This is a genomic window from uncultured Cardiobacterium sp. (assembly GCF_938028185.1).
GTDB lineage: Bacteria > Pseudomonadota > Gammaproteobacteria > Cardiobacteriales > Cardiobacteriaceae > Cardiobacterium.
The window spans coordinates 1-2,342 of the sequence record NZ_CALJAH010000273.1 but is presented as its reverse complement, the minus strand read 5'-3'; the positions used below and the strand labels follow the sequence as shown (position 1 = coordinate 2,342).

General features: G+C 49.8%; 4 protein-coding genes. 3 read left to right on the top strand and 1 reads right to left on the bottom strand.

From position 1 onward, the window contains the following. Nucleotides 1-574, bottom strand: a 574-nt coding sequence (locus tag Q0349_RS08070; RefSeq protein WP_298080356.1) for a DNA translocase FtsK 4TM domain-containing protein, incomplete at its 3' end; no start/stop codon positions are given. A 179-nt stretch (nt 575-753) separates the two neighbouring features. Between Q0349_RS08070 and Q0349_RS08065 the strand changes: the two genes are divergently transcribed. The 3 genes from Q0349_RS08065 to Q0349_RS08055 form a co-directional block, all read left to right on the top strand. Then, nucleotides 754-1,449 carry a hypothetical protein gene (locus Q0349_RS08065; protein ID WP_298080355.1) on the top strand — a complete coding sequence of 232 codons (696 nt, stop codon included), beginning with the start codon at nt 754-756 and terminating at the stop codon, nt 1,447-1,449. A gap of 12 nt (nt 1,450-1,461) precedes the next feature. Next, the gene (locus Q0349_RS08060; protein WP_298080354.1) at nt 1,462-1,941 is read left to right on the top strand and encodes a hypothetical protein; all 480 of its coding nucleotides are present in this window, start codon (nt 1,462-1,464) and stop codon (nt 1,939-1,941) included. A 130-nt stretch (nt 1,942-2,071) separates the two neighbouring features. After that, nucleotides 2,072-2,342: hypothetical protein (locus tag Q0349_RS08055; RefSeq protein WP_298080353.1), on the top strand; the 271-nt coding region annotated here is incomplete at its 3' end.

The window sequence follows — 2,342 nt, the reverse complement described above, 5'->3', positions numbered from 1 at the left end:
CATTGACGCCGTGTTGCCCGATCCATTCCAGCACGCGAAACCAGTTGGCTTCCAGCAGCAGGGTGATGCCAATGGAAAGCAGCAGGGTGTAGATGCTCATCGCCACTTGCACCGGCCAGATGCGCAGCAGTTCGATGGTGATTTTTTGGCCGACGATACCGCCGCCAGTAACAGAAAGCGAGTTGATCGGGGTGGTGAAATGCAGCGACAGCACGCCGCAGAGGGAAATCAGGGTAATCAGCAGGGCGAGGCTTTTCCAGATGACCATTTCGGTATCAAATTCGGTGTGCCGCATTCCCTGCCAGCCGATGGCACCAAGACCGACCGGCAGCAGGTAGGCGCCGTAACCGAGGGCGGAAAAAAGCGCGTCGGCGACGTAAGCGCCGAGAATGCCGAAGAAATGCTGGGTATCCTGGGCGCCGCCGGAGGTACTCCAGCCGGGGTCGGTGTTGTGGTAGCCGAAGAGGTCAAGCAGCAGTAAGAAGGCGAGGATGATCAGAATGATGTACAGCACGTCGGAGACGCCACGACGCAGGTGATAGTGCCAGCTTTCGCTCGGATTGGGAGGAGACATGGTGTGATGGTTGAGTGCTTGTAAAAGGCCGACATTGTAAGGAAATACAGGGCGTTTTGCACGTCTGGCAGGCGGTGCGGTGGCCTTTCCTGCCGCTTTTCGCTCTGGCACGACGGCATTGCCCGCCCCGGCGGAAGCTGCTACCTTCACTGCCAGCAAAACCCGTCAGGAAAGACAATATGACAAACGAAAACAACAATCCCGCCCTCGCCGCCCTGCGTCGCCAGATCCGCGAACAGGAAAAAGAAAACCCGCATATCGCGGCACAAATCGCCAGCCGCATTCTCCTCGACAAGCTGCTTGCCATCCTCAAGGACGACAGCGGCGTACACGTCGAAAGCGCCTTTGCCATGCTAGGCGCGCTTGCGGGCTATGCCTGCCAGCAAAGCGCGCTGTACGCGCTGGCGCACGGCGACAGCAGCCATACCGTGATGGTGGTCGATGGCGCAGACGGCAAACAATACCTCTTTGGCGATGCCATCAACCAGCCACTGGCAGAAGCGCCGCTCTCGCTCTGGGCATTGCTTGCCGGACAGGCGCAACACCTCGGCGACCACGAACTGCCCGACCTTGACGCCATTATTGCGCACGTCAGCCAAAGCGTTGGTACGCCTGATTTTGGCAAGCCGCGCCTGCCGCCGGGACACGACGAAATCCGTTTTACCCCGCAAGAAAGCCTGGAGTTGCTCTGGCAACCCTTCGTCGCCAGCCTCCTGCAAGCGCTGGAAGTACCCGCAGCGGACTGGCCGCTCGCCTGCGGACTGGCGATACAGGAGCTGATGGCACAGGGCAAAGACGTCCTCGCACCGCATCTCGCGGCAACCATCGTCATGGAATGCGCGGTACCGATGAGCAAGATTGTGATGAAAAGCTGACGGGAGAATGTGATGGCTTTTAAATATGAAAAGGTTGATGAGGCGCTAAGAACACAAATTTATGAAGAAGAAGTAGCCTTGCAAAAGGCCTATCCTTCTGAATTTTTTGGAAGCAACATAAAACATATAGCCATGTGGTGTAGGGATTATGAAAATAATATTATTATGTGGGCAAGAACACCCAGCATGATGGAAATGCGGGATGATTATTATCAAGAACACTTTTGGATTAAATTCATGAATAAATCAGGAGATAATATTTGTAGTTTCACTCTCTTACCTGGTGTTCCTCTTGTTTCAGGAGAAATAGACAATCAAAATCAAGAAAGATTAGTTACATATACTTGGAAAAAAATACTAAGCTACAGATTGTGTAAAGATGTTTCTTTTGAGAAATCACTATCTATATTAAAGAATGGGTTGCTTCCTTATGGCGGAGACATGATTAGCAATAAATTCTTTCCAAAATTTTCAGTTGATTTCAATTTTTAAGCTAAGGAGTAGATTATGAACGTAACAGTGCATAAGGCGCGCCTTGGCGTATAGTATCTTGCGACAACTATCATCATTGAACGCACTGTGTCAATAAGCACGATGGTGATAAAATCAACAGGAGAAAGTGATGGCTTTTAAATATGAAAAAGTAAGCGAGAGTCTAAAAATAGATTTCTATTACGATGAATTTAAACAAGGTAAAGATGCTACTCAAACATCAGTAAAATTATCGCTTGATGGTGTAGATCATTGGTGGAGAGATCTTGATAGAGGAATTATTGCATGGAAAACCAGTGCACACATAGGTCGTATGGCTGACGGAGATTATTCTCAAAAGTTTATAATGAAATTTATCGATAAAGAAATGGATAATGTTATTTTCTTTGTTATTGAGCCTG